Below are 25,968 nucleotides of genomic sequence, written 5' to 3' on the forward strand. Positions count from 1 at the left end.
TCTGACCCGCACCCCTGCCAGAAGGTTGTACGCGTGCACGGAAAAAATTGCCGCCTCCCCCGCCGAAGCGGGGAAGGCGGCACCAGCAGGGCTTACTTGCTGAAGTAGCCGAAGAGGTCCGCGACGACCTGGGTCTGGCCGAGGAAGTTGTAGACGTCGAAGGACCCGTTCGCCCCGAGCGGCGTCGTCACGTGGTTCGGCACCGTCTTCCCCGCGAGGAAGTTGACGTTCGACGTGCCCGGCTTCGCCGCGCCGTCCGCCCACACCGTCAGGTAACCACCCGCTGTAGAAGCCGTACTGGTCACGTTCAGGACCGCACCCGTCGCACCCGCCGGGGCGCCGCTCGCGACCGGCAGCGTCCCGCCCTGGCCCAGCGCGTGCTGACCCGCCGTACGGGTGTCCACCAGGCGGGTCGGGACGACGGGGGTGAAGAGCGAGGAGCCGGTCGGGCTGTAGTACCCGAAGAGGTCCGCGACGACCTGCGTGTGTCCGAACTTGTTGTAGATGCTGACCTTGCCGTCCGCGCCGATCGGCACCACCACCTGGTTCGCCACCGTCTGACCGGCCGTGAAGTTCAGGTTGGACGTCCCCGGGCGGGTGGTGCCACTCGCGAAGGCGGTGAGGTACCCGCCCGCATCAGCATCCGTGCTGGTCAGGTTGAGCACCGCGGCCGTCGCGTCCGCCGGCACGCCACCGACACCCCGCACCTGCACCGACGTGGTCGCATCCGGGCCCAGAGCCGTGGTGTGGCGGGTGTCGAGCAGGCGGGACGGCGCCAGAGCCGTGAAGCGGCTGCCGGTGCCGGACTGGTAGTAGCCCATCACGTCGACCACGACGTCCGTGGCGCCGGAGAAGTTGTAGACCGTCACGTGGTCGCCCTGGCCGGTCGGGACGGTCACCAGGTTCGGGACGACCTGACCGGCCGTGAAGTTGACGTTCGAGGTCGTCGGGCGGGGGGCACCCGTCGGGTAGACGCTCAGGTAGCCGCCCTGCGAGGGGTTGACCGCCGTGACGTTCAGGACGGCGGCGTCGGCGTGGCCGGAGGTGGTCGGGAGGTAGACGTCGACGGACTCGCCGGGGCCGATCCGGCGGATCCCGTTCATGCCGGGCTGCCGGGTGTCGAGCACCCGGGTCGGCGTGATCGGGGTGAAGCCGAGCTGCGCGTAGGCCACGTGCAGCTGCTTGGTGAGCGTCGCCGCACGGCCGCCCTGGTCGGAGACCTTCACGGTGACGGTGTAGTCGCCGGGCCGCGCATAGCTGTGGTGGGCGTAGCCGTAGGTGTTCACCGGGGAGCCGTCGCCGAAGTCGATCTCGTAGTGGTCGACGTACCAGGGGCTGGTGGTGCCCGTGGCGTCGAAGAGGTACCCGAGCGGCCCACCGCCCATCCCCCGGTCGTCGAGGGTGATCTTGGCGTCGGGCACGAGGTCGCCCGGCTCGTTGACCGTGATGTCGGACGCGACGTCGGCGGAGAGGGTGGCATCGGACTTGGTGTCCGCGACCGTCACCTTGACCCGGTACCTGCCCTTGTTCTGGTAGACGTGCTCAGCCTTCGGCGAGGTGGAGACGACCGGCGCGCTGCCGTCCCCGAAGTCGAAGGTGTAGGTGGCGGGGGTGGTCCAGTTCCACTGGACCGTCGCGGTCGCCGTCATGGCCAGCGGGTACGGGCCCCGAAGGTAGGGCACGCTCAGGCGCAGCCCGCTGAACGGCTGGAGCTCGACCGCGCCGCGGTCGTGGAAGCCGCCCGGCGAGTTGTCCACCTGCGGGTCGTCGACCCGGGCATGGCCGTAGAGGTCGGTCGCCAGCTCGCCGGGGGCCGAAGCGTCGGCCGAGTCGGTGGAGCCGGAGGCGGCGGTCGGGACGACGGAGGCGTTGGCGGAGCCGTCGAGGAGGAACTTCGGGGCCTCGCGCAGGTCGTGGGCGCCCTGCGTGGAGGCGGCGGTGAAGTCGGCGGGCTGCTGGTAGGTGGTGCCGCCCCAGGAGTACGCCGAGCCCTTGCCCAACGGGTGGAGCGTGTTGTAGTCGGCCTTGGTGCCGGTGACCGAGCCCGCCGAGACGGCGAGCTCCACGGAGTGCGCCGCGTCGACGAGCACGGGGTTGTCCGAGGCCGCGACGATGTTGTTCTCGACCGTCGCGTGGTCGGAGTTGCCCGCCAGGGAGATGCCGGTGCCGTGGCTGCAGACCACCGTGTTGCTGGTCACCACCGTGCCGGGGGCGTCCTTGACCAGGATGCCGGCCGGGCTGTTGGCCGTGACGGCGTTGGTGGTGACGACGGTGCCGGTCACTCCGGGGTCGACCACGATGCCGCCGCCCCCGGCGCCGCCGACGGCGTTGCGGCTCACGGTGGTCGCACTGGTGGTACCGGTGAGGCGGACGGCCGGGGAGGTGCCCCAGCCGCCCAGCACCGTGTTGCCGTCCAGGGTGACCCGCGCCGAGTCGGTGACCAGGATCGACTCCTGCGGCTGGTCGGCCAGGTAGAAGCCCTGCACCGTCACGTCGTGGACCCCGTCGAGCGAGAAGGCGTGCTTCTGACTGCCTCCCCCGAATGGGGCGGTGACGGCCGGGAGGTCCTCGTGACGCGGGTCGGGCCGGCCCTTGATGACGATCGGCTTGCCGGGCTCGCCGGAGTGCTTGACGTCGACCTGCTCGACGTAGTCGCCCGCGCCGAAGTCGACCAGTACGGTCTGCCCGGCCGTGGCCGCGTCGACGCCGGCCTGGATGGTGCAGTACGGCTGCACCTCGGTGCCCTGGCCAGCGTCGGAGCAGTGCGCGGCCGGATCGTCGGAGACGTACAGCGTAGAGGCGGCCGAGCCCACGGCGACGGCGGGCAGCGTCCAGCCCATCCCGGCGAGCCCGGTGGAGGCGACGACGACTGCGGCGGCCAGCTGACGGCGGCGGCGTATGGATGACACGAGAGTTCCCCCGAGGAGCGGTACGGAGCACGACCGGCGGTGCGGTGACAGGTTTAGCAGCAGGTCAGCGGACCCGACAGGGCGGGGGTATGCGCACGAAAAGGCGGGCGGGGCGTCTGTTGCGACGCCCCGCCCGCCCTCGTACGGCGACTGCGGGCTACTCGGGAGCGTTCTCCGGGAAGTGGCAGGCGACCTGGTGCCCGGCCTTGGCCACGACCAGCGGCGGCTCGTCGGAGGCGCAGATGTCCTGCGCCTTCCAGCAGCGGGTGCGGAAGCGGCAGCCGCTGGGCGGGTTGATCGGCGACGGCACGTCACCGGTCAGCAGGATGCGCTCGCGCGCCTCCTTGCGGCGCGGGTCCGGCGTCGGCACGGCGGACATCAGCGCGTTGGTGTACGGGTGCATCGGCGTCTTGTACAGCGAGTCGCGGTCGGCGATCTCGACGACCTTGCCCAGGTACATGACGGCGACGCGGTCCGAGACGTGCCGGACGACCGAGAGGTCGTGCGCGATGATCAGGTAGGTGAGGCCGAGCTCCTTCTGGAGGTCGTCCAGCAGGTTCACCACCTGGGCCTGGATCGAGACGTCCAGTGCCGAGACCGGCTCGTCCGCGACGATCATCTTCGGCTTGAGCGCGAGCGCGCGGGCGATGCCGATGCGCTGGCGCTGGCCGCCGGAGAACTCGTGCGGGTAGCGGTTGTAGTGCTCGGGGCTCAGGCCGCAGAGCTCCAGCAGCTCCTGGACGGTCTTCTTGATGCCGCCCTCGGTCGCCACCTTCTGCAGCCGGAACGGCGCGCCGACGATGGTGCCGACGGTGTGCCGGGGGTTGAGCGAGGAGTACGGGTCCTGGAAGATCATCTGGATGTCGCGGCGCAGCGGGCGCATGGCCGAGACACCCAGGTGGGTGATGTCGTTGCCGTCGAACTCGATCTTCCCGGCGGTCGGCTCGTCGAGTCGGGTGACGAGACGGCCCATGGTGGACTTGCCACAGCCCGACTCGCCGACCACGCCGAGGGTCTCGCCGGCGTTGACCGTGAAGTCGATGCCGTCGACGGCCCGGATCGCGCCGGACTGCCGGCGCAGCAGGCCCTTGGTGATCGGGAAGTGCCTGGTCAGGCCGGTCACCCGGAGCAGCGGCTCGCGATCGGCGGCCGGGGAGGGCGAGGGGATGGTCGCCGTCTGACTGTCCGTCATGAGGTTTCTCCAAACAGGTGGTGCACAGTCACAGCCAGGTCGTGCTCGACTGCGGCGGTCACAGCCGGGGCGCGATCTCGTCGGCGAAGATCCGGTGCCGGTCGGCCACCGGGAGGTGGCAGGACGCGAAGTGGCCGGGGGCCGCCTCCGCGAGCACCGGGAGCTCGCTGCTGGAGCGGCCTTCGGTCAGCTCCGCGTACGGGCAGCGCGGGTGGAAGGCGCAGCCCGAGGGCACGTTGATCAGGCTGGGCGGGGTGCCCTTGACGGGGATGAGCCGGTCCTGCAGCTCACGGTCCAGGCGCGGCATCGAGCCGAGCAGGCCCCAGGTGTACGGGTGCTCGGGGGCCTCGAAGACCTGGGCGGCCGGGCCGCGCTCGACGGACTTGCCGCCGTACATCACCAGGATGTCGTCGGCCAGCTCGGCGACGACGCCCAGGTCGTGGGTGATGATGATGACGGCGGAGCCGAACTCCTTCTGCAGATCCCGGATGAGGTCGAGGATCTGCGCCTGGACGGTGACGTCCAGGGCGGTGGTCGGCTCGTCGGCGATCAGCAGCGAGGGGTCGTTGACCAGGGCCATCGCGATCATGGCGCGCTGGCGCATGCCGCCGGAGAACTCGTGCGGGTAGGCGTCCACGCGCTTGTCGGGCTGCGGGATTCCGACGCGGTCGAGCATCTCGATCGCGCGGGCGCGGGCCTGCTTCTTGTTGACGCCCGAGTGGTGGGCGCGGTAGCCCTCCATGATCTGGGCGCCGACCGAGTAGTACGGGTGCATCGCGGTCAGCGGGTCCTGGAAGATCATCGCCATCTTCTGGCCGCGCAGCTTGCGCACGTGGTCCGGGTCGGCGGAGACGAGCTCCTCGCCGTCCAGCCAGACCTCGCCGGTGATCTTCGGGGCGCCGCGCTTGGTGCCGGTGCGGTGCAGACCCATGATCGAGAGCGAGGTGACCGACTTCCCGGAGCCGGACTCGCCGACGATGCCGAGGGTCTTGCCCTTCTCCAGGTTGAAGCTCAGCCCGTCGACGGACTTGACCAGGCCGTCGTCGGTGGGGAAGTGCACCCGCAGGTCGCGGACGGAGAGGAAGCTGCCCGGACCGTCGGCCTTGGCCGTGCTGAGTGCGGAGGTGGACTCGGTCTTGCTCATGACAGCCTCACCCGAGGATCGACAACGGCGTACAACACGTCAACCACGAGGTTCGCCAGGATGATGAAGAAACCGGCGAAGAGTGTGACACCCATGATCACCGGGAGGTCGCTGGAGCTGATCGCGGCGACCGCCTCGTAGCCGAGGCCACGGAAGTTGAAGGTGGTCTCGGTGAGCACCGCGCCGCCGATCAGGCCGCCGAGGTCCATACCGAAGACGGTGAGGATCGGGGTGAGGGTCGAGCGCATGGCGTGCTTGCCGATGACCGTCCGCTCGCCGAGGCCCTTGGCCCGTGCGGTGCGGATGTAGTCCTCGCCGAGGACGTCCAGCAGCGTGGCCCGGGTGAGCCGGGCGTACGTCGCCGAGAAGAGGAAGGCGAGGGTGATCCAGGGGAGCACCAGGTTCTCGAACCACATGACGGGGTCGTCGCTGAAGTTCACGTAGCTGTTGGGGAACCAGCCGAGTTGGTGCACGAAGATCGCCAGGGCGACCAGACCGGTGAAGTACATCGGCAGCGACACACCGGCGAGCGCGGTGGTCATCGTGATGCGGTCCAGCGCGGTGCGCCGCTTGAGGGCGGAGATCACGCCGGTGCCGACACCGAGGATGAGCCAGAGGACCGACGCGCCGGAGGCGAGCGAAGCGGTGACGCCCAGGCGGTCCAGCAGGACCGGCCAGACTTCCTGCTCGGTCTTGAAGGAGTAACCGAAGCACGGTGCGGAGCAGTGGGTGACGTCCACACCGGTGCTGTAGTCACGCCCGACGAACAGGCCCTTGAGGAAGAGCAGGTACTGCTCGACGATCGACTTGTCGAGACCCATCTTGTGCCGGATTCCCTCGACCGCGACCTTGTCGGCGATCTTGCCGACGTAGAGCAGGGCCGGGTCCGTCCCGGTGAGCTTCGGCACCATGAAGAAGATGCCGAAGGTGACCATCGAGACCACCAGCAGCATGGCGACGACGTTGACAAGCCGTCGAATGAAATACACGAGCATTGCGGTCGGCGCCGCCGGGCGCCGGCCGGTCCTCCTGTGGGAGTCCCGGCCGGCCCCGGCGAAGCCCTCACCTGCCCTTCGGACTAGCTGAGCGAAACTACGGAAGCGGGCGGTGGTACTTACTTGCCGTCGGAGACGCCGAGGGCCTGGAAGTCCACCTCGCCGAAGGCGTCGGTGACGTACACGTTGGTCAGGCGCGGGTTGCGGTAGTTAAGCGCCTTGTCGGCCACGATCGGCAGCCAGACCGCCATGTCGGTGACCTTGTGGTTGATCTGCTTGTAGATGTCGGCAGCCTTGGTGGCGTCCGTCTCGACGGCGGCCTTGTCGAACAGCGCGTTGATCGCCGGGTCGTCGATCTCCGGGTAGTTGCTGTTGCCGTTCTTCTCGATGAAGCGGCCGTCCATGAGCGGCTGCATGTAGCCGGAGCCGTTCGGGTAGTCGGCGCCCCAGCCGGCGACCATCAGGCCGTAGCCCTTGCTGTGCACGACGTCCGGCGCACCGATGACGGAGGGCAGCAGCTTGCCGTCGTACTGGTCGACGGTGACATCCACGTTGATCGCCTTGAGGGCGGTCTGGAGGGCGACGGCGGAGTCGACCTCCTTCTTCTTGTTGCCACGCACCGCGATGGTGGTCTTGAAGCCGTCAGCCTTGCCACAGGCGGCGAGCTCGGACTTGGCCTTGGCCACGTCCGGCTTGCCCTTGGTCAGGTTGAACGGGTCGTAGTCGTCCGAGCCCAGGATGTTCGGGGGCAGCATCGAGCCGAACAGCGAACCGGCCGTGGCGCCGCCACGCGCGGTCTGCAGCGCGGTGGTGTCGGCCGCGAACAGGACGGCGTTGCGGCAGTGGATGTTGTCGAACGGCGCGACCTTCTGGGAGATCGCGATGAAGCGGATGAAGCCGTTGTACGGGTCGTCCGTGCGGGCCTTGAGATCCGGGTTCTGGAGGACCTTGATCTGGGCGGCCTGCGAGAGACCGGTCTGCGACCAGTCGAGGTCGGCGGTGCCGTCCAGCTCGCGCTGGTCCATGTCGTCGGCGTTGGTGGTGACGGTCAGCTTGACGACGTCCGGCAGGGCCTTGCGGAACGGGTCGGAGGCCGGGTCCCAGTTCTCGTTGCGGACGAGCTCGTAGGACTTGCCCGCCTGCGCGGTCTTGAACTTGTACGGGCCCGAGGAGACCGGGTGGTCACCGTACTTGGAGCCGGTGTCCAGCTTCTGCGGCACGGGCGCGGCGCTGCCCATCGCGAGCAGGTACGGGAAGGAGGAGTCCGCCGTCTTGAGCGAGAAGACGATGGTGGAGTCGTCCGGGGTCGCGACGGACTTGAGGCCCAGCTTGTCCGGGGCGGTGTCCGTGTACGGGCCCTTGTAGTTCTGGCCCTGGTCCAGCGAGTTGATCAGGTACGTCGGGCCGCCGGAGATGACGTCCTGCGCGAAGATGCGCTCGATGCCGTACTTGATGTCCTTCGAGGTGATGGCGGAGCCGTCCTCGAACTTCAGGCCGCTCTTCAGCTTGAAGGTGTAGGTCTTGCCGTCGGCGGAGATCTCCGGCTTGGCGGTGGCCAGGTCGGGGACGAGGGCCAGGCCGTCCTTGCCCGGCTTGCCGTCGAAGGCGAGCAGGGTGCGGGCGTAGTAGCGCTCGAAGTTCCACACCGAGGCGTAGTAGGCGCGGCCCGGGTCCATCGAGTCGGCGTCGGTGCTCGTCCAGAGGTTGAGCGTGCCGCCCTTCTTGTCGGAGGGGTTCAGCACCTTGTCGACAGCGGCGTTGAAGCCGCCCGCCGCCGAGGTGGAGGCCCCGCCGGTGGAGCCGGTGCCCTTGGAGCCGCCACAGGCCGAGGTGGTGAGAGCCAGCGTCGCCACCAGGGCGGCGGCCGCGAGCGTCCGGTTTCGCGTCATGGGTACTGATTCCTCCTGGAGAAGTGCGGGCCTGAACGGTCCGCCGGGGGTGGTGAAACCCCCGAGACAGTGGGATCGGCCGAGCCGATCGGGGGTGCCGTGATGCGGGCTCAGTTGCCCTTGGGGTCGAGCGCGTCACGCAGGCCGTCGCCGAAGAGGTTGAAGGCGAGGACGGTGACGAAGATCGCCAGACCCGGGATGACCATGTACGTCGGGTCGGACTGGTAGATCCCGATGGCGTCGTTGAGCATCTGCCCCCAGGAGGGGGTCGGCGGCTTGACGCCCGCACCGAGGAAGCTGAGGGCCGCCTCGCTGAGGATGTTGGTCGGGATGATCAGCGTCATGTAGACCAAGATCGGCGCGACCAGGTTGGGCAGCAGCTCGCGGATCAGGATGTGGCCGCTGCCCGCGCCGAGGCTGCGCGCGGCGTCGATGTACTCGCGCTCACGCAGCGACATCACCTGGCCTCGGACGATCCGGCCGATGTAGGGCCAGCCGAAGAGGCCGATGACGACGACCAGGACGACCATCCGGAGGAACGAGCCGCTGAAACCCAGCAGGTCGTTGGGCATCACGGAGATCAGCGCGATGGAGAACAGCAGCTGCGGGAAGGCCAGCAGCACGTCCATGACCCGGCTGATGACGGAGTCGATCCAGCCACCGAAGAACCCGGCGGCCATGCCCATCAGGACACCGATGACGGTCGAGAGCGCGGCGGCGGAGAAGGCCACGCCGAGCGAGACGCGGGCGCCGTAGACGATCCGGCTGAGGACGTCGCGACCGAACTTCGGGTCGATCCCCAGCAGGAAGTCGCTGCTGACGCCGCCGTAGGCGCCCTTCGGCAGACCGAGGTCCGGGTTGATCTGGTCCGGGTGCGGCTCGTCGACCGGGTGACCGATCAGCGAGATGATCACCGGGGCGAAGACCGCCACCAGGATCAGCAGGAGCACCACGGCACCGCCGATGAGGGCGATCTTGTCCCGCTTCAGGCGGGCCCAGGCGATCTTGCCGGGCGAGCGGCCCTCGATCTTCTTCGGCTCAGCGGCGGGCGCGGCCTCGGGCGCCGCCTCGGGGGCGGAGCCGGTGGTCTCGGTGGGTGTGGTCATGAGTCAGTTCGTTCCCCTCGCCGACGGTGGCCGGCCCACGGTGTCCTGGACGTACGCGGTACGCCGGGCCCGGTCCGGGCCCGGAGCCGAGGACGGTCCGGTTGTTCGCGACTGTGCGGTGCGGTGCGTCGGTGCGGTGTCGCCGCGGGCCGTGCGGCCGCGACGGTGCAGAAATCGTTGTCAGGGGTACCCGCAGGGCCGCCGCGCTCTGTGGGGGCGCGTCGTCGGTCCGACGGGGGGTATTGCGAAAAGGTGGTGCGAGATGTTGTGCGAGGTGGTGCACTTGCGATGGCGCAAATTGCGGGTGGTGCACTTGCAGGGCGGAGCAGGGCGCACCGAGGTGCTGCCGCGCGGATGTGCACGTCGCGCGGTGTCTTGCGTCCAGGTAGCGCGCCGGCCCTTGTGGGGCCGGTTCCGCGCACTGCACTGCGCAGACTCTCCGTCATCCGAGCGGGCTAACGCCAGACCTGGCCGCCGAAGGATGCCCAACTGTGATCTGTCGACATGCATCGGTGATCTTGTCGCATAACGCTCTTCACACGGGTGTTACGCGTGTGTCCAGACGCCCACGACCTACCTGACAGAGACTCACTCCGATGGTGTGCAAACGGAGTTGCGCCCGCAGTTCAGCGGGTCGGCCAGCCCGCCTGCGGCCAGCCGTAACCGCCCTGCCGGGCCTCCCGGTCGAAGAACGGCCGGGCATGCGCGCGCATCCAGACGGCCACCGGGTCGTAGTCGTCGGCGAGCAGCACCGTCGAGACCGCGAGGCCCTCCGGTGCGTGTACCAACGCACGCTGGACCAGTGCCCGAACGGCCTCGACCGCGGGCGGCGAGGCGTCGTACAGATCCAGCCCGATCGCCAGGTACGGCTCACCGAGCACCGGGCGCACCCAGGCCCGGCGCAGTGCGCGGACGGGCCGCAGCTCGGCGGCCTGCTGCTCCAGCACGGCATAGAACTGCGGGGCGGCCAACTGCGGCTCGCCCAGCTGGAGCGGACCGGCGGGCAGCCGGTCCAGCCCGCCGGCGACCCGGCGCAGGTCGGCCCAGGGGATGCCGACACCGCCGCCCGGTGCGTGCGGATTCAGCCACAGGCCCCAGCGCGTCCGGTAGAGCGCGTTCGCGATCTCCGCCCCGGAGATCACCTCGTGCGCACGGCCCCAGCCACTGGCGGCCAGCTGCTCGGCGGAGGTCACGGCGGGGGCGTAGCCGTGCCCGCCGCTGTCCATGTTCCCGTACTGCGCGTCCGGGCTGCCGGGCTGCCCGTGCCAGAGCAGCATCCACACCTCACCCTCGGCGAGGGCCCGCAGCAGCTGTTCGTACGCCTCGTACTGCCCGGGGGCGACGTCGCGCATCGCGCGCTCCAACGTACTCACCTCGGACCCTCTTCCCTCACGTCATAAAGTTGCACTATCCAGGGGCGCGGGGAACTGCGCGAGGGCGGTAGGCACCGGACCGTACCTCCCGAGTCGCGCAGTTCCCCGCGCCCCTCGGGGCTCATGCCCGAGCGTAGAAGGGTCTCACCCTGGTGAGCAGCCACTCGACCACCGGGTCGGCGACCGCGTCGAGCAGCACCAGGTGGACGCCCCACGCGGGCGGCGCGGTTCCCAGGGCCCGGCCGAGCGCCTCGTTGACCTGCACCGGGTCGGCCTGCCAGGCGGCGTCGAACTGGACGCCCACGTACAGTGCCGGGGTCTCGCCCTCGACGCTGGCCAGTGCCCTACGGGCCGTCAGCACGCCGGGCAGCTGACTGAGTTCGGTGATCGCCGCGGCCAGGAAGGCGTACGGCTCCTCGTGCGGGGCGGGCTCGCGCAGGGCGACCCGGGCGCCGTCCGGCTGCTGCTGCCAGCGGTCGCCCTGCGGGCCGCGCCGCAGCTCGCCGACCCCCTCCGGCGGCACCGGGATGCCGACCGGCGCCTCGGGGTTGACGGCGATGCCGACCCCGAGCGGCAGCCCACGGGCGAACTCCCAGGCCGGGGCGATCGCGAACGGCACCCCGGGGGCGTGCCGCAGGAACTGCTCCTGCGAGGAGAAGACGGGTACGTACGGTGAGCCCGCGAGCTCGATCGTCGGCAGGTCCAGCGCCTGGCCCTGCGGGTCGGCCCCGGCGGGCAGCGGGATCCACACCTGGCTGCGCGCCAGCACCTCGATCACCCGGGGCGTCGCGCCCGGGTCGCCGAGGGCGGCGGTGAGCACCTGCTCCAGCTCGTTCGCGGGCCAACCGCTGCCCTCGGCCGCCCACCCCTGCGCCTGAGTCCCACCCGCCGGGTAGCCCATCCGCGTCCAGCACCGCCCCTCTGCCCGTAGCTCGGGGAGAGCCTATCGGTCCCCGCCGACACTGTGACCTGACAGCGGCGCCGGGCCCCTCTCCCCCGCGCGCCGCCCGGCATGCCATGATGGGCGCGTCCTCCCCGGGGGGCGTCAACTTAACAACGGCCGCTCGAACCCGTGCGGGAGAGTCCGGAGTGCCCCGACCAGGGCAGGGCCGGCGCCGAAGGAGCAAGTCCTCCCCGGAATCTCTCAGGCCCCCCTACCGCACGGGCGAGGCACATCTGGAAAGTGGAACACGGCCGCGCCGTGCGCCCACCCACGGTGCAAGCCGCCATCCTTGTTGTCTACGGCAAGGGGCGCGGTGAAGCTCTCAGGTTGCGACGACAGATGGGGAGACACCGCCCCCGTATGCCCGTACGCAGGTCCACGCTCTGCGTGCAGTCCCTGAGTGCCCAGCCAAGGAGCCAATCCGCCATGTCCTCCGACCAGGCCAGCCCCCGCCTCACCGCGCTCGACGCGCTGCACCGCACGCTCGGCGCCACCATGACCGACTTCGCGGGGTGGGACATGCCGCTGCGCTACGGCAGCGAGCGGGAGGAGCACCTCGCCGTCCGTACCAAGGCCGGGCTCTTCGACCTCTCGCACATGGGCGAGATCACCGTGACCGGCCCGCAGGCCGGCGAGCTGCTCGACCACGCGCTGGTCGGCTTCATCTCCGCGCTCGGCGAGCTGCGCGCCCGCTACACGATGATCTGCCGCGAGGACGGCGGCATCCTGGACGACCTGATCGTCTACCGCACCGGTGAGACCGAGTTCATGGTCGTCGCCAACGCCTCCAACGCCCAGGTCGTGCTGGACGCGCTGACCGAGCGCTCGGCCGGCTTCGACGCCGTCGTCCGCGACGACCGCGATGCGTACGCGCTGCTCGCCGTCCAGGGCCCGGAGGCGAACGGCATCCTCGCCTCGCAGACCGACGCCGACCTGCCCGGCCTGAAGTACTACGCGATCCTGCCCGCCGTCGTCGCCGGCAAGGACGTCCAGCTGGCCCGCACCGGCTACACCGGCGAGGACGGCTTCGAGATCTTCTGCGCCCCGGCCGACGCCGAGCACATCTGGAACGCGCTGACCGAGGCGGGCGCCGGTGTCGGCCTCGTCCCGTGCGGCCTCTCCTGCCGTGACACGCTGCGCCTGGAGGCGGGCATGCCGCTGTACGGGCACGAGCTGAACACCGACCTGACGCCGTTCGACGCCGGTCTGGGCCGGGTCGTCCGCTTCGACAAGACCACCAACAACGGCGAGTTCGTCGGCCGCAAGGCCCTGGAGGCCGCCGCCGCCCAGGCCGAGTCCAACCCGCCGCGCAAGCTGGTCGGCCTGGTCTCCGAGGGCAAGCGCGTCCCGCGCGCCGAGTACGGCGTCGTCAGCACCGACGGCACCCCGATCGGGCGGATCACCTCCGGCGCCCCCTCCCCCACCCTGGGCAAGCCGATCGCCATCGCGTACGTGGACGCGGCGCACGCCACCCCCGGCACCGCCGTCGCCGTGGACGTCCGTGGCAAGCACGAGCCGGTCGAGGTCGTCGCCCTCCCGTTCTACAAGCGCGCCAAGTAACTCCGCTTGTCGGACCACCTGACTCTCTGCCACCCGAACCCCCGGATGTCCGGTCCGTTCAGCGGACGGCTTCGCCCTACCCTCTTGCGATCCTGGAGAATGACGTCATGAGCAACCCCACACACCTGCAGTACAGCAAGGAGCACGAGTGGCTGACGGCCGTCGAGGGCGGTGTGTCGACCATCGGCATCACCAAGCACGCGGCCGACGCGCTCGGTGACATCGTCTACGTCCAGCTCCCGGCCGTCGGCGACGACGTCGTCGCGGGCGAGACCTGTGGCGAGCTGGAGTCGACCAAGTCGGTCAGCGACCTCTTCTCGCCGGTCACCGGCAAGGTCGTCGAGATCAACGACTCCGTCGTGGACGAGCCGGCCTCGGTGAACACTGACCCGTTCGGCGACGCCTGGCTGTTCAAGGTCGAGGTCACGTCCGTCCAGGACGAGCTGCTCTCCGCCGACGAGTACACCGCCTTCATCGGCGGCTGACTCAGCTCCCCCCAAGCGTGACGGGGGCGGCCGCAGCGCGGCGGCCGCCCCTCCCCTCGGTCCACTGCCCTCCCGCCCGCCCGGCCACCACCCAGTCGGTCGCGCTGCGCGGGGAAGCCCCATGACGGGAAGACCCACCATGACGGTTCTGAACCAGTCCCTGCACGCGCTCGACCCCGAGATCGCGGCCGCGGTCGACGCCGAGCTGCACCGCCAGCAGACCACCCTCGAGATGATCGCCTCCGAGAACTTCGCCCCCGTGGCGGTCATGGAGGCCCAGGGCTCGGTGCTGACCAACAAGTACGCCGAGGGCTACCCCGGCAAGCGCTACTACGGCGGCTGCGAGCACGTCGACGTGGTCGAGCAGATCGCCATCGACCGCATCAAGGAGCTGTTCGGCGCCGAGCACGCCAACGTGCAGCCGCACTCCGGCGCGCAGGCCAACGCCGCGGCGATGTTCGCCATGATCAAGCCGGGCGACACCATCCTGGGCCTCAGCCTGGCCCACGGCGGCCACCTGACCCACGGCATGAAGATCAACTTCTCCGGCAAGCTCTACAACGTGGCCGCGTACCACGTCGACGACAAGACCGGCCTGGTCGACATGGCCGAGGTCGAGCGCCTCGCCAAGGAGCACCAGCCCAAGCTGATCATCGCCGGCTGGTCCGCCTACCCGCGCCAGCTGGACTTCCCCGAGTTCCGCCGGATCGCGGACGAGGTCGGCGCCCTGCTGATGGTCGACATGGCGCACTTCGCCGGTCTGGTCGCGGCTGGCCTGCACCCCTCCCCCGTGCCGTACGCGGACGTGGTCACCACCACCACCCACAAGACCCTGGGCGGCCCGCGCGGCGGCGTCATCCTCTGCAAGGCCGAGTGGGCCAAGAAGATCAACTCCGCGGTCTTCCCCGGCCAGCAGGGCGGCCCGCTGGAGCACGTCATCGCCGGCAAGGCCGTGGCCTTCAAGGTCGCCGCCTCCGAGGAGTTCAAGGAGCGCCAGCAGCGCACCCTGGACGGCGCCAAGATCCTCGCCGAGCGCCTGCTCCAGGACGACGCCACCGCGGCCGGGGTCTCCGTGCTCTCCGGCGGCACCGACGTGCACCTCGTCCTGGTCGACCTGCGCAACAGCGAGCTGGACGGCCAGCAGGCCGAGGACCGCCTGCACGAGGTCGGCATCACGGTGAACCGCAACGCCGTCCCGAACGACCCGCGCCCGCCGATGGTCACCTCCGGCCTGCGGATCGGCACCCCGGCGCTCGCCACCCGCGGCTTCCAGGCCGACGACTTCCGCGAGGTCGCCGACATCATCGCCGAGGCCCTGCTGCCGGGCTTCGACGAGACCAAGGCCGTCGCGCTCAAGGCCCGCGTCACGGCGCTCGCAGACAAGCACCCGCTGTACCCGAACCTGTAACCCGGGCTTCGGTAAGTCTTTTTTTGGAAGGCGCGGCCCGACCCATGCCGCGCCTTCCGAAACCTCGGGGCGCCGCGCACACTGGAACGTAAGCGTGGTGCCCCGTCCCATGCCCTCAGCGGCCTTCAGCTCCATCCCTCCCACGAGACCCGACAAGGACGTCCCCCCGTGGCGCTCAGCGTGTTCGACCTCTTCTCCATCGGCATCGGGCCTTCCAGCTCCCACACCGTCGGCCCGATGCGAGCCGCCCGGATGTTCGCCCGGCGCCTGAAGTCGGAAGGACTGCTGACCCAGACCGCCACCGTCCGCGCCGAGCTCTTCGGCTCGCTCGGCGCCACCGGCCACGGCCACGGCACCCCGAAGGCCGTCCTGCTCGGGCTCGAGGGCAACTCCCCCCGCACCGTCGACGTCGACCAGGCCGACGTGGACGTCGAGCGGATCAAGGCCGACAAGCGGATCAACCTGCTCGGCCTGCACGAGATCGCCTTCGACGCCGACACCCAGCTGATCCTGCACCGCCGCCGCTCGCTGCCCTACCACGCGAACGGCATGACGCTCTTCGCCTACGACCCGGCCGGCGTGCCCGTCCTGGAGAAGACGTACTACTCCGTCGGCGGCGGCTTCGTGGTCGACGAGGACGCGCTCGGCGCCGACCGCGTGGTGCCCGACGACGCCCAGCTGCGCTACCCCTTCCGCACCGGCGAGGAGCTGCTCCGGCTCACCCGGGAGACCGGGCTGTCGATCTCCGGCCTGATGCTGGAGAACGAGAAGGCCTGGCGCAGCGAGGCCGAGATCCGGGCCGGGCTGCTGGAGATCTGGGGCGTGATGCAGGAGTGCGTGAGCGCCGGCATGGCCCGCGAGGGCATCCTGCCGGGCGGGCTGAAGGTGCGGCGCCGGGCCGCCTCCGGCGCCCGCGCCCTGCGCGCCGAGGGCATCGGGCCGGCCAACGCGATGGAGTGGGTCACCCTCTACGCGATGGCGGTGAACGAGGAGAACGCCTCCGGCCAGCGCGTGGTCACCGCCCCCACCAACGGCGCGGCGGGCATCATCCCGGCCGTCCTGCACTACTTCCTGAACTTCATCCCGGGCGCCGACGACGACGGCATCGTCCGCTTCATGCTGGCGGCCGGCGCGATCGGCATGCTCTTCAAGGAGAACGCCTCCATCTCCGGCGCCGAGGTCGGCTGCCAGGGCGAGGTCGGCTCGGCCTGCTCGATGGCGGCCGGCGGCCTCGCCGAGGTGCTCGGGGGCTCGCCCGAGCAGGTCGAGAACGCCGCCGAGATCGGCATCGAGCACAACCTCGGCCTCACCTGCGACCCCGTCGGCGGCCTGGTCCAGATCCCGTGCATCGAGCGGAACGGCATGGCCTCGGTCAAGGCGATCACCGCCGCCCGGATGGCCCTGCGCGGCGACGGCCGCCACCACGTCTCCCTCGACAAGGCCATCAAGACCATGAAGGAGACCGGCGCCGACATGAAGGTCAAGTACAAGGAGACCTCCCGCGGCGGGCTCGCGGTCAACGTCATCGAGTGCTGAGACAGCTGGCCTGAACACCCCGGGATTCCCCACGTAAAGCCGCCCCGTGCCCGCCGAATGGCCGGTCCGGGGCGGCGACTGGGGCGACAGGACGCGGCGCACCTCCCAGAGCGCAGTCCGCGCAGCCGGGCGCGACGAAGGCGATGCGGGAGGTCTACAACGCAGAGGACGGCGCCCACGCGGAGAAGGCGACCGAGGAGTTCGCCCGCACCTACGGCACAGCGTGGCCCAAGGCCGTCGCGAGGATCACCGACGACCGTGACGAGCTACTGGCGTTCTATGACTTCCCGGCCGAGCACTGGGTCCACCTGCGGACCACGAATCCCATCGAGTCGACGTTCTCCACGGTCAAGCTGCGGACGAACTGCTGAACCCACTCGACGCTCCAGCCGCAGAGTCAGCCGCAGCCGAACTGCTCGAGGACCTGCTCGACGACTGCAACCCGTTTGTGTCGTCCATAGAGCTGTCCCATGTAGTCCCAGTGGCCGGGACGACACCCGGTCATGACTGGATGACGGGCCTCGCTCAGGCTGTGTACGACGCGGGGGTCAGTGGACACCAGGGAGGAACGTCGGTCGCCCCGTTCGAGTCACCGCGAGCCTGGCGGGACATCCTCCGCCGACAGGTGACCGACGGCATCATGCAGCCCGCCAAGAGGTGGCCGGATGCCAACCTGCGCACGCCCGCCGAGATCCGGCAGGCAGGCGAACTCGCCGATCTCATCGAAGCACATCTGGGGCCCGTCCGAAGCTCCGGCGACGTCGACGGCCCGCGCGTGGGCATGGGCATGGGCATGGGCACCGTATGGTCGCGCAGCCTGCTGTTGGTCACCAGCGACTGGGCCACCGTCCTCTTTCTCGGGCTTGATGACTGACCGAACCCGTCCCCGTCAACTGCGGCCGCCGCCTCAGTTGACTGCCCTGGCGAGCTGCCCGTTTCCCCAGTCGGCCTCAGCCATCAGCCCGGCGAGGGCTGTGTTCGGCGTGCGTGTCATCGCGGCCTCCCGGGAATTCGACGCGTTCGACAGCGGTACCAGCATGCGCTGTTCTCGTCAGGCCCATAACCGCGTTGACTGAAGGTCAGCCGCCCGGGGAGACCAACCGTCGAACTGGTGCTGCCGGGAGCCAACCCGGGCGGCATCCAGGCGTCCCCTTCCTGTATCCCTGCCGGGGTGGGGCCGCCGTCCAACTCCCAGGCGAGGAGCCGTCGATGATCGTAGATCTGGAGATCCGGGCCGTGTGCCCGGCGACGGCTCTCCTGCGAGCCGCAGTCCGCCAGGGCTGCGCGTGGCCTGGTCCGCGACAAGCTCAGAGAGTAGGGAGTGCCCCAGCTCGTCGACGATGCAGAGCTGATTGTCACTGAGCTCGTCACCAACGCCGCAATACGAATACCACCCGCCTCCCGGACCCCGGGCAGGGCGACCCGAGGGGAAGTTCATGACCCACGATGACGACTACTTCGCATGCCCGCCCGGCTGCCGCGTCGGCGAAGCGTTGGACGGCCTCAGCACGGGTCGCACCACCTACCTGGTGCATGGCCACCGAACTACCTCTGCCGCCACGTAGCAGCCTGCCATAGGTACCGCCCGACACCGCATCGGCCGCCACGACATATCCGCCACAGGCAGCCGGTGCCGCCATGCCCTCGCAGTGAAGGACAACGATCATGTCTTCCAGTCGCAGTATCGCCGTCATCACCGGCGGCCGGTCGGGCGAGCCCGACCGCTCGCTTCTTTCCGGCAATGCCGTCCATCAGTCGCTGCCCCGTCAGGGCCTGTTACAGGTCGCACTCGACCCCACCGACGCCGAATTCACTGAGCATGTCCGTGCCGTCGACGTCGCGTTCCTCGCTATCGCCGGGCAGTGGTCCGAGGACGGCAAGCTCCAGGGCATGCTCGACAGCCTCGGATTCCCGTACACCGGTTGCGTAGTCATGGCGTCCGCGATCGGAATGTACAAGCCCACTGCAAAGAGCGTCGTCCAGGCGGCCGGGGTAAACGACCTGCCGCACGTCCTGCTCCGAGCCAGTGAGGACCTGGAGACCCTGCCGACGACCGCCGAGTTCCACGACTACGCCGCCAAGCGCGACCCGAACGGCCACGAGTACCGGTACCCAGCCGGGCTCCCACCCCTGGTCGCCGCCGCCGTCCAGCGGGCCGCGCTTGACGCGCACCGGGCGCTGGGCTGCCACAGCCACTCACACTCGGACTTCACGGTCACGGCAGGGGGTGAGGTGCTCTGGCTGGAGGTGAACACCCTGCCGGGTCTGTCCCCGCACGGAAACCTCGCCACTATGGCCGGCGCGGCGGGCATCAGTTACGACCAACTGATCGCCCTCATCCTGGACGCCGCCCACCACGACGGGTACCGGCCGTGACGGGCCGCCTGCCGCTGATCGCGGCCGACGTGTTCGACGCCCAACGCCGCCTGCAAGGCATCGCGGCGATCACCCCGGCTCTGTCCCACCCTGAGCTCGACGATTCCGCCGGGCGATCCGTGGTCGTCAAGGTCGAGGCGTTGCAGCGGGCCGGGTCGTTCAAATTCCGGGGCGCGTACAACGCCCTCGCTGTCCTCGACCCGGTCGCCCGACGGCGCGGGGTGGTCGGCGCGTCCTCCGGCAACCACGCCCAGGCCCTGGCGCTCGCCGGCCAGTTACTCGGCGTCCCGGTGACCGTCGTCGTTCCCCATGACGCTCCGAAGGGCAAGATCGACGGAGCGCGCACCTACGGCGCACGGATCGTCACCTACCACCGGGAGCGGGACGACCGGGACCAGGTGACGGCCGCGCTCGCCGACGAGCACGGGTACGCAGTGGTGCCGTCGGCGAACTCGCCACACGTGATGGCCGGAGCCGGAACCGTCGCACTGGAATTACTATGTCAGGTGCCACACCTGACAGCAGTCCTGGTTCCGGTCGGTGGTGGTGGGCTCGCGGCCGGTACCGCTGTCGCCGCGAAGCACGTCAACCCCCGGATCAGGATCATCGGCGTGGAGCCGGAGGCTGGTGCAGACACTGCCATGTCGCTGCGGACGGGCACGCTCGCCGAGCTTCCGAGCGTCCCTGACACCATCGCCGACGGCCTTCGACACACCAGCCCTGCCCCGCTCCCGTGGGAAATCAACCGAGTGATGCTCGACGACATCGTGACGGTGACGGACACCCAGGTCATTCGGGCGATGGCGACGGCGTTCCAGCACCTGAAGGTGGTGGCGGAGCCGTCCGGGGCCGTTGCGCTCGCCGCCCTCGAAAGGCTGGATCTCGACCCGGGCGCGGTGGGTGTTGTCATCTCCGGTGGATCGGTCGGCATAGGTTCCTTCCACCGCTTCATGACCGACCTGCCCAACCAGAAGGAATCCGACCGTGTCTGACGGGCCAGCGAGGCGCCATCCGATCCCGATCGTCACGCAGTACGCCAGTCCGTCCGGCCCTGATTGCGTTGATGGCCTACGGGGGACGCCCCCCACGATGTACGAGCTGCTGCAAGGCGCACTCAAGTACGGCGCGTACACCCAAGAGCCGGACGGCACCGTGGGCGGCATGTTCTACCGGCAGTTCACCGAGTACACCTCCGATGTCCACCAGCTCACTGCTGAGGTGGTCACCGACCTGACACCGGACCGGCTCGCCGCCGAGTCCGCGGCAGGGCACCTGGTGATTACCTCGGTGCACAAGAAGACTCGGCGCCCCGGCCGCCCCGCGCCCGGTCGCCGGGGGACAGTCGCATGCGGGAGGAACGGGCGGGAGGAACGGGCGGGAGCGACGTCGAGGCCGGGCAGTCGTTCACCGTCACCCGCGACGGGCACCAGATCGGGGAGTTCGTGCCGCTGCGGCGGCGCAGGCACCGTGGTCCCGGTCACCCACCCCACGGTGTGCCAGAACCACTGACTCGACCCGCGAGGGCCGTCAGGCGTCGCCCGGCAGCAGGTGCTGGTGGGTCTCGTGGAAGGACCAGACGCCGGCTGTCGAGGTGAGGACCCAGGCCAGGTCGAAGCGGTCGGGCCAGGTCTTCGGGGTGCCGGGGGCGGTGGTGGCGCCGAGGGCCTGGACGATGGCGGGGATGCGGGAGTGCTCCCAGCAGATCAGGACGGGGGCCGGCGCGGCGAGGGCGGCGCGGGCCAACTCGGCTTCCTGGCCTTCGGGGTGGGTGGTGTCGAGGGGGAGACCGAGGTGCTGGGAGAGGGGGGTGACGGTCTGGCGCATGCGGTGGGCGCCGGCGTGCGGGCCCTGGTCGGCGGCGGCGAAGATGCTCGCGGGGCGGGGCAGGGCGGTGCCGAAGAGCCCGGGGAGGGCCTGGGCGCGGGCCCAGCCGCGGTCGGTCAGGGACTTGGGGTCGGGGTGGCCGGTCTCGTCGTGGCCGGGGTGGGCGGCGTCGGGCTTCTCGCCGTGCCGGATGATGATCACGGTCGTGTCCGCCGTCGGAACCACCGGCGCCGCGGGGGCCGCCTTCGCGCTCGGGCCGCAGCCGGTCGAGGCGAGCAGCAGGCCCGCCAGCAGGCCGCGGCGGGTCAGCGCCGGAGTTCGGACACGGGCGGAGATCAAGGGTTTCAGAGGCACAGAGGTCACATCCTGGGCGATACCCATGGTGAAGTAGGTTACATACCTTCTAATCCGTTTTGCCCACATGTTTAGACCATGCGATAGTCGGGGAAGTCCGAGCGCACCGCGCCCGGACGCGATCCACGGCCAATCCCCGACCCGGCTCGGCCGTCACACTGCGCGGCACGCACCCCCATGGCCTGCGCGGTGAACCTGCAGGGCCCCCCATCGCCACACCACTGGCGGCCGGGGGGCCCGCATCGTTTCTCCCTGCCGAAAGCCGAAGACCGAAAGCCGGTCAGCCCTGGGTGGCTCGCTCGCGGACCTTCAGCTCGAACCAGACGCCCTTGCCCCGGGGCAGCAGGTCGGCCCCCCAGCGTTCGGCGACGGCCTCGACCAGGACGAGCCCGTAGCCGTTCTCGTTGCCGGGCTCGGCGACGATCCGACAGGGCAGGGCCCGGGAGGAGTCGCGGACCTCGATCCGGACCCGGCCGGGCGCCCTGGTCAGCCGGAGGCCGATCGTCCGGCCGCCGGCGTGGCGCACGGCGTTGGCGAGCAGTTCACCGCCGAGCAGCTCGCCCGCCTCCAACTGCTGGTGCAGTTGGAGGGACTGCAGCACGGTGAGCACCACCCGCCGGGCCAGGCCGACGAGTTCGGGCCGGGAGGGCAGGAAGACCTCCTGCTCGGCGGCCAGCCCCGCGCAGAGGCGGTCGAAGTGCTGCGCCTCCAGCTCCTCGGGGGTGAGCCGCTCCAGCGATTCGAGCACGAGCGAACTGCCACGTGACGACCCGTCAGCACCGGCTCCGGCGCCCGGAAGTGATGCCCACTCTGCTTCGCCCCATCCCGCCATGCGCCCATCATCGCGGAACGCAAGCGGCCGCGTACGGACAATGACGAAACGATCACTATTCTTCTGGCATATGACAGGAGCAAGCCGGGGCGTCACCCACCGGCTACCAGTCGCCCCAGCCGACGTTCCAGCCGCTCAGGCCGTTGTCGGCGTCCACGGTGGCCCCCTTGGAGTTGACCACCTTCACCACGTCGCCGATCAGTGAACTGTCGAAGAACTTCCCGGCATCCGAACTCGCGCTGCCCGACGGCGAGTCGGCGACGCCGATGCAGCCGTGGCTGGCGTTGTAGGAGCCCATCGCGTCCAGCGCCCAGGAGTTGCCGTGGACATAGGTGCCCGAGGTGGTCAGCCGCATCGCGTGCGGGACGCTCGCGAGGTCGTACTCGTCGCCCTTGGCGACGCCGCTGACGCCCTGCGAGGTCATCCGGGTGTGCTCGGCCTTCTCCTCGATGACCATGACGCCGCTCCAGGTCGCGAAGCCCGACTTGCCGGTCGTCACGGCGACCGTCTCGACCTGCCCGCCGCGCTCGACCTTCATCTCGTGCGCGCCCGCGTCCACCGTGGTGACCTGCGAGCGGCCGATGCTGAACGGCTCGTCCCGGTCGACCCCGCCGTACACGCCGGGGGCTATCTCGACGCCCTTCAGGCGGTAGTGCACCGTCACCTTGCTGTCCGGCGTCCAGTACTTCTCCGGCCGGAAGTCGACCCGGCGGCTGCCGAACCAGTGCCCCTTCACGGCCACGCCGCCCGGGGCGTCGAAGGTGACGCCCTGCTCGACGGCCTTCTTGTCCTGCACGTCCCGGTCGAACTCGAGCGAGACGATCATGCCGGTGCCGTACGTGCTGCCGCTGTCGACGTTGTCGTGCGGGCTGGCCTCGTCCTCCGGGGTGAGCGTGCTGAAGCTGCTGCGCGCCGTCGTGGCGAGCCCGCTCGCGTCGGCGGCGGCGGCGCTCACGGTGTACTGCGCGCCGACCGCGAGCGCCCCCTTCGGCGCCCAGCCGGCGCCGTCGGTGGTGATCGCCCCGGCGACCTCCTTGCCGTCCTTGTCGGTGACCTTGACGGAGCTCAGCCTGCCGCTCGCGACCGACACCTTGAGCACGCCGCTCGGCTTCACGTCCTTCGCACCGTCGGCGGGCTCGATGCTCACCACGGCCGCCGAGACCGTCGGCTTGGGAGCCGCCGCCGGAGTGCTCGCCGCACCCGGCGCACCCGACGGCGTGCTCCCGGCCGAGGCCGCCCCCGACCCGCCGCAGGCGGCGGTCGACAGCAGCAGCGCACCCCCGAGCACCCCGGCGGCCAGGCCTCTGCGCTTCGACTTCACGTACGTTCCCCCCAGCATCGTTCCACCCAGCATCGGTCCCCCCACATCACCGCAGGCCGGTGGGCCTACCAGGTCGTCCAGTTCATGTTCCAGCCGCTGAGGCCGTTGTCCGGGCTGACGGCGTCGCCGACGGAGTTCTTGATGGTCACCACGTCACCGACGATCGCGTCCGCGTAGTAGCGCCCGGCGGAGGAGCTGTCGTCCCCCGCGTCGCCGGGGGCGTCCTGGAGGCCGACGCAGCCGTGGCTGACGTTGGTGCGGCCGAAGACGTCCGCCGACGACCAGTTGTTGCCGTGCACGTAGGTGCCGCTGTCGGTGAGGCGCAGCGAGTGCGGCACCTTCTCCTTGTACGCCGCGCCCTCCAGGCCGGGGACGGTGGAGGAGTCCATGGTGGCCGTCCCCTCCTTCGCCTCGATGACCATCGTGCCGTTGTAGGCGTTCCAGCTCTTCGGCTCGGTGGCGCCGGTGCTGATCGGGATGGTCTTGTACGGCTTGCCGTCCCGGACGACGACCATCTGGTGGGTCGCGGCGTCCACCGTGCTGATCTGCGAGCGGCCGACGGTGAACGGCTCGTCGCTGTCCACCCCGCCGTACACGCCGGGCGAGATCTCGACGCTCTTCAGGCGGTAGTGGATCGTCACCTTGGTGCCGGTCGCCCAGTACTTCTCCGGGCGGAAGTCGACCCGGCGGCTGCCGAACCAGTGGCCCTTGACGACCGTGCCGTCCGAGGCCTCGAAGATGACGCCCTGCTCGACGGCCTTCTTGTCCTTCACGTCCCGGTCGAAGGTGAGCGAGACGATCATCCCGACGCCGTAGGTGGCGCTGCTCTCGATGTTGTCGTGCGCGCTCGCCTCCTTCGCCGGGGTGAGCGTGGTGAAGCTGCTGGTGGCGGCGGAGACCAGCCCGGCCGCGTCGGTCGCCTGGGCGCTGACCTGGTACGTGGTGGAGATCGCGAGGGCGCCCGTCGGCGCCCAGCCGGAGCCGTCGGCGGTGATCGCGCCGGCGATCTCCTTGCCGTCCTTGCCGGTGACCTTGACGGAGCTCAGCTTGCCGCTCGCCACCGACACCTTGAGCACGCCGCTCGGCTTGACGTCCGTCGCGCCGTTGGCGGGTGCGATGCTCACCACCGCCGCCGAGACGGGTGTCGACTTGGAGGCCGCCGGCTTGCCGCCGCCGTCGGTGGAGGTGCCACCGCCACCGCCACTGCTGCTGCAGGCCGCCGTGAGCACGAGTGCTCCGCCGACGGCTGCTGCCGTCAGGGCTCTGCCGAATGACCTCATCTGTACTCCCCGATCCTGGTTCCAGCCGTATACACGCTCGTACCTGCCCGATAAGTTGCGCCGCCGACGCCGCTTTTCCGGTCACGAACGGACAACGGCCCGACTGCTCGAAGGAGCAGCCGGGCCGTGTCCACCGGCCGGGCTACCAGGCGCTCCAGGGGAGCGTCCACCCGCTGAGGCCGTTGTCGGCGGCCACCGTCTTGCCCTTGGAGTTCACGACCTTGACGACGTCGCCGACCATCGAGTCGGCGAAGAACCTGCCCGCCGCGGAGCCGTCGTCGCCGCCCTTGCCGTCCTTCAGCGAGATGCAGCCGTGGCTGGCGTTGGACTTGCCGAAGGCGTCGCCCCAGTAGTTGCCGTGCACGTAGGTGCCGCTGGCGGTGAGGCGCATGGCGTGCGGCACGTCCGGCACGTCGTACTCGGAGCCGACGATGTTGGAGACGGTCGCGGAGTTCATCCGCGTCACCTTCTCCTTGCTGGAGATCACCATCGTGCCCTTCCACGACGGGTTGTCGTCGTTGCCGCCGGTGATCGGGATGGTGGTGGTCGAGTTGCCCTTCTTGACCGTCATCATGTCGGTCGAGAGGTCGGCGGTGCTGACCTTGGAGCGGCCGATGGTGAACGGCTCGTCCCGGTCGACGTCGCCGTAGACGCCGGGCGAGACCTCGACGCTCTTCAGCTTGTAGTGCACGGTGACCTTGGTGCCGGCCGCCCAGTAGTTCTCCGGGCGGAAGTCGAGCCGCTGGCTGCCGAACCAGTGGCCCTTGACCACGGTGCCGTTGCTGCTCTCGAACGTGATGCCCTTGGCCACCGCGTCCTTGTTCTTGACCGGCCGGTTGAAGGCCACCGAGACGATCATGCCGACGCCGTACGTGCCGTTGTCGGCGATGTTGTCGTTGGCGGAGGCGAGCTTGGCCGGGGTCAGCGTGGTGAAGCTGCTGGTCGAGGCCGACACCAGGCCGGCCGAGTCCTTCGCCTGGGCGCTCACCTTGTACGCCATGCCCACGGCCAGCGCGGCGCTCGGCTTCCAGCTGAGGCCGTCGGCGGCGATCGCGCCGGGTACGGCGGTGCCGTTCTTGTCCGTCACCTCGACGGTGGTCAGCGTGCCGCTGGCCACCGCGACCTGGAGGCCGTCCTTGGGCGTCACGTCCTCGGCGCCGTCCTTCGGCGTGACGGTGAGCACCGCCGCCGAGGTCTTCGGGGCCTCGGAGCTCGCCGCGGCCGCGGGCTTGTCGCCGCCAGCGCTGTCCTTGGAGCCGCCGCTCGCGCTGCCGCCGCCGGAGGCGCCGGAACTGCAGGCTGCACTGAGCAGCAGCACGCTCCCCATGAGCAGCGCGACACCTGCCCGCCGGCCGGGCTTGGTACTCCACAGTGCGGCGTCGGCCGCCTTGACGGGCTTCACAGGTCCGCTCCCCTCCCGGTATCCACGGTGAATACACGC

20 protein-coding genes, 1 pseudogene and 1 riboswitch are annotated in these 25,968 nt (G+C 70.1%); of the genes and pseudogenes, 8 read left to right on the forward strand and 13 right to left on the reverse strand.

From position 1 onward, the window contains the following. Nucleotides 1–92: 92 nt before the first annotated feature. From ACR68M_RS10435 to ACR68M_RS10470, 8 genes are all read right to left on the reverse strand, one after another. On the reverse strand, nt 93–2,909 hold the full coding sequence (locus tag ACR68M_RS10435) for a PKD domain-containing protein (RefSeq protein WP_441250165.1): 2,817 nt from the start codon (nt 2,907–2,909) through the stop codon (nt 93–95). 157 nt (nt 2,910–3,066) lie between these two features. Continuing rightward, the gene (locus ACR68M_RS10440; RefSeq protein WP_441250166.1) at nt 3,067–4,101 is read right to left on the reverse strand and encodes an ABC transporter ATP-binding protein; all 1,035 of its coding nucleotides are present in this window, start codon (nt 4,099–4,101) and stop codon (nt 3,067–3,069) included. 58 nt (nt 4,102–4,159) lie between these two features. Beyond that, complete coding sequence (locus tag ACR68M_RS10445; protein ID WP_441250167.1) at nt 4,160–5,245, reverse strand: ABC transporter ATP-binding protein; 1,086 nt, start codon at nt 5,243–5,245, stop codon at nt 4,160–4,162. Beyond that, nucleotides 5,242–6,240 (reverse strand): ABC transporter permease, encoded by a 999-nt coding sequence (locus ACR68M_RS10450; RefSeq protein ID WP_441250168.1) that lies wholly within the window; start codon nt 6,238–6,240, stop codon nt 5,242–5,244. Before ACR68M_RS10450 ends, ACR68M_RS10445 begins: the two co-directional genes overlap by 4 nt. A gap of 119 nt (nt 6,241–6,359) precedes the next feature. Next, on the reverse strand, nt 6,360–8,129 hold the full coding sequence (locus ACR68M_RS10455) for an ABC transporter substrate-binding protein (protein WP_441250169.1): 1,770 nt from the start codon (nt 8,127–8,129) through the stop codon (nt 6,360–6,362). A 110-nt stretch (nt 8,130–8,239) separates the two neighbouring features. Continuing rightward, nucleotides 8,240–9,235, reverse strand: coding sequence for an ABC transporter permease (locus ACR68M_RS10460; RefSeq protein ID WP_441250170.1), 996 nt, complete (start codon nt 9,233–9,235; stop codon nt 8,240–8,242). 626 nt (nt 9,236–9,861) lie between these two features. Further along, entirely contained in the window at nt 9,862–10,587 is a 726-nt protein-coding gene (locus ACR68M_RS10465) for an enhanced serine sensitivity protein SseB C-terminal domain-containing protein (protein ID WP_441251570.1), read from the reverse strand. A 142-nt stretch (nt 10,588–10,729) separates the two neighbouring features. Next, nucleotides 10,730–11,509: an enhanced serine sensitivity protein SseB gene (locus ACR68M_RS10470; RefSeq protein WP_441250171.1), complete on the reverse strand. Its 780-nt coding sequence runs from the start codon at nt 11,507–11,509 to the stop codon at nt 10,730–10,732. Nucleotides 11,510–11,673: 164 nt separating this feature from the next. Next, nucleotides 11,674–11,778: riboswitch (glycine riboswitch) on the forward strand. A gap of 199 nt (nt 11,779–11,977) precedes the next feature. On the opposite strand from ACR68M_RS10470, the gene gcvT reads away from it, so the two are divergent. From gcvT to ACR68M_RS10510, 8 genes and pseudogenes are all read left to right on the forward strand, one after another. Next, nucleotides 11,978–13,111 (forward strand): glycine cleavage system aminomethyltransferase GcvT, encoded by a 1,134-nt coding sequence (gene gcvT / locus ACR68M_RS10475; protein WP_441250172.1) that lies wholly within the window; start codon nt 11,978–11,980, stop codon nt 13,109–13,111. Between the two features lie 107 nt (nt 13,112–13,218). After that, complete coding sequence (gene gcvH / locus ACR68M_RS10480) at nt 13,219–13,596, forward strand: glycine cleavage system protein GcvH (RefSeq protein ID WP_441250173.1); 378 nt, start codon at nt 13,219–13,221, stop codon at nt 13,594–13,596. 139 nt (nt 13,597–13,735) lie between these two features. Beyond that, nucleotides 13,736–15,004 carry a serine hydroxymethyltransferase gene (glyA, locus tag ACR68M_RS10485; protein ID WP_441250174.1) on the forward strand — a complete coding sequence of 423 codons (1,269 nt, stop codon included), beginning with the start codon at nt 13,736–13,738 and terminating at the stop codon, nt 15,002–15,004. A gap of 168 nt (nt 15,005–15,172) precedes the next feature. Then, nucleotides 15,173–16,540 carry an L-serine ammonia-lyase gene (locus ACR68M_RS10490; RefSeq protein ID WP_441250175.1) on the forward strand — a complete coding sequence of 456 codons (1,368 nt, stop codon included), beginning with the start codon at nt 15,173–15,175 and terminating at the stop codon, nt 16,538–16,540. Between the two features lie 113 nt (nt 16,541–16,653). Continuing rightward, nucleotides 16,654–16,902 (forward strand): annotated as a pseudogene (locus ACR68M_RS10495) (transposase); the annotation flags it as partial. Between the two features lie 263 nt (nt 16,903–17,165). Then, nucleotides 17,166–17,414 carry a hypothetical protein gene (locus tag ACR68M_RS10500; protein WP_441250176.1) on the forward strand — a complete coding sequence of 83 codons (249 nt, stop codon included), beginning with the start codon at nt 17,166–17,168 and terminating at the stop codon, nt 17,412–17,414. 791 nt (nt 17,415–18,205) lie between these two features. Next, nucleotides 18,206–18,916 carry a D-alanine--D-alanine ligase family protein gene (locus ACR68M_RS10505; protein ID WP_441250177.1) on the forward strand — a complete coding sequence of 237 codons (711 nt, stop codon included), beginning with the start codon at nt 18,206–18,208 and terminating at the stop codon, nt 18,914–18,916. Continuing rightward, on the forward strand, nt 18,913–19,908 hold the full coding sequence (locus ACR68M_RS10510) for a threonine ammonia-lyase (protein ID WP_441250178.1): 996 nt from the start codon (nt 18,913–18,915) through the stop codon (nt 19,906–19,908). Before ACR68M_RS10505 ends, ACR68M_RS10510 begins: the two co-directional genes overlap by 4 nt. A 535-nt stretch (nt 19,909–20,443) precedes the next feature. Here the strand turns inward: ACR68M_RS10510 and ACR68M_RS10515 are convergent. The 5 genes from ACR68M_RS10515 to ACR68M_RS10535 all read right to left on the reverse strand — a co-directional run bounded on the left by ACR68M_RS10515 (nt 20,444) and on the right by ACR68M_RS10535 (nt 25,929). Further along, on the reverse strand, nt 20,444–21,094 hold the full coding sequence (locus tag ACR68M_RS10515) for a histidine phosphatase family protein (RefSeq protein WP_441250179.1): 651 nt from the start codon (nt 21,092–21,094) through the stop codon (nt 20,444–20,446). Nucleotides 21,095–21,374: 280 nt separating this feature from the next. Next, the gene (locus ACR68M_RS10520) at nt 21,375–21,842 is read right to left on the reverse strand and encodes an ATP-binding protein (protein WP_441250180.1); all 468 of its coding nucleotides are present in this window, start codon (nt 21,840–21,842) and stop codon (nt 21,375–21,377) included. 187 nt (nt 21,843–22,029) lie between these two features. Further along, on the reverse strand, nt 22,030–23,265 hold the full coding sequence (locus ACR68M_RS10525) for an Ig-like domain-containing protein (RefSeq protein ID WP_441250181.1): 1,236 nt from the start codon (nt 23,263–23,265) through the stop codon (nt 22,030–22,032). 47 nt (nt 23,266–23,312) lie between these two features. Further along, complete coding sequence (locus tag ACR68M_RS10530) at nt 23,313–24,527, reverse strand: L,D-transpeptidase (RefSeq protein WP_441250182.1); 1,215 nt, start codon at nt 24,525–24,527, stop codon at nt 23,313–23,315. A 142-nt stretch (nt 24,528–24,669) separates the two neighbouring features. Further along, nucleotides 24,670–25,929 carry a L,D-transpeptidase gene (locus tag ACR68M_RS10535; RefSeq protein ID WP_441250183.1) on the reverse strand — a complete coding sequence of 420 codons (1,260 nt, stop codon included), beginning with the start codon at nt 25,927–25,929 and terminating at the stop codon, nt 24,670–24,672. Nucleotides 25,930–25,968 lie beyond the last annotated feature (39 nt).

The sequence above is a fragment of the Kitasatospora sp. McL0602 genome, assembly GCF_052076145.1.
In the GTDB taxonomy this organism is placed as follows: Bacteria; Actinomycetota; Actinomycetes; order Streptomycetales; family Streptomycetaceae; genus Kitasatospora.

Coding starts and splice junctions, on each gene's coding strand:
- ACR68M_RS10440 (WP_441250166.1), bottom strand. CDS start 4,101: ATGACGGACAGTCAGACGGCGACCATCCCCTCGCCCTCCCCGGCCGCC.
- ACR68M_RS10445 (WP_441250167.1), bottom strand. CDS start 5,245: ATGAGCAAGACCGAGTCCACCTCCGCACTCAGCACGGCCAAGGCCGAC.
- ACR68M_RS10450 (WP_441250168.1), bottom strand. CDS start 6,240: ATGCTCGTGTATTTCATTCGACGGCTTGTCAACGTCGTCGCCATGCTG.
- ACR68M_RS10455 (WP_441250169.1), bottom strand. CDS start 8,129: ATGACGCGAAACCGGACGCTCGCGGCCGCCGCCCTGGTGGCGACGCTG.
- ACR68M_RS10460 (WP_441250170.1), bottom strand. CDS start 9,235: ATGACCACACCCACCGAGACCACCGGCTCCGCCCCCGAGGCGGCGCCC.
- ACR68M_RS10465 (WP_441251570.1), bottom strand. CDS start 10,587: ATGCGCGACGTCGCCCCCGGGCAGTACGAGGCGTACGAACAGCTGCTG.
- ACR68M_RS10470 (WP_441250171.1), bottom strand. CDS start 11,509: ATGGGCTACCCGGCGGGTGGGACTCAGGCGCAGGGGTGGGCGGCCGAG.
- gcvT (WP_441250172.1), top strand. CDS start 11,978: ATGTCCTCCGACCAGGCCAGCCCCCGCCTCACCGCGCTCGACGCGCTG.
- gcvH (WP_441250173.1), top strand. CDS start 13,219: ATGAGCAACCCCACACACCTGCAGTACAGCAAGGAGCACGAGTGGCTG.
- glyA (WP_441250174.1), top strand. CDS start 13,736: ATGACGGTTCTGAACCAGTCCCTGCACGCGCTCGACCCCGAGATCGCG.
- ACR68M_RS10505 (WP_441250177.1), top strand. CDS start 18,206: ATGTCTTCCAGTCGCAGTATCGCCGTCATCACCGGCGGCCGGTCGGGC.
- ACR68M_RS10525 (WP_441250181.1), bottom strand. CDS start 23,265: ATGCTGGGGGGAACGTACGTGAAGTCGAAGCGCAGAGGCCTGGCCGCC.
- ACR68M_RS10530 (WP_441250182.1), bottom strand. CDS start 24,527: ATGAGGTCATTCGGCAGAGCCCTGACGGCAGCAGCCGTCGGCGGAGCA.